Genomic DNA, 547 nt, shown 5'->3' with positions numbered 1-547 from the left:
GTGGAGGCGGCGTAGTCGGCGACGCCGAAGTGGAGGCTTTCGTTGCGCCTGGAGGCGGCGGCGATCTGGGAGACGTTCTGCATGCCAAGCGCGGTCTCGATGATGTGCTCGAAGCCGATGCGTTTCTTGTAGCCTTTGGCGTCCTCGATCTGGGTGACCATCATGTCGACGGCATAGACATCGGCGGCGGTTCCGACCTTGGGGATCATGATCAGGTCGAGGCGTTCGCCGGCCTGTTCGACGACATCGACGACATCGCGATACATGTAATGGGTGTCGAGTCCGTTGATTCGGACGGACATGGTTTTGCGGCCCCAGTCGATCTCGTTGAGGGCCTTGATGATGTTCTTGCGGGCCTGGGCCTTGTCGTCCGGCGCCACCGCGTCCTCGAGGTCGAGGAAGATCACATCCGCGTCGGATTGTGCTGCCTTTTCAAACATTTGCGGCGCGCTTCCGGGAACGGCCAATTCGCTGCGGTTGAGCCGTGCGGGGGCCTGTTCGATCACGTGAAAGCTCATGGGACGGGTCCTTGGATGGGTTGGCGTGG

General features: G+C 61.4%; 1 protein-coding gene. It reads right to left on the bottom strand.

Annotation, left to right across the window (positions count from 1 at the left end):
* On the bottom strand, positions 1-518 hold a 518-nt coding region (locus OE647_RS20135; RefSeq protein WP_263723545.1), incomplete at its 3' end, for an HpcH/HpaI aldolase/citrate lyase family protein.
* Positions 519-547 lie beyond the last annotated feature (29 nt).

Origin of the sequence: Albidovulum sediminicola, from assembly GCF_025751575.1 — a bacterium.
GTDB classification, from domain to species: Bacteria; Pseudomonadota; Alphaproteobacteria; order Rhodobacterales; family Rhodobacteraceae; genus Albidovulum; species Albidovulum sediminicola.
The sequence above is the reverse complement of the archived record's forward strand: the minus strand, read 5'-3'. Positions and strand labels throughout refer to the sequence as shown.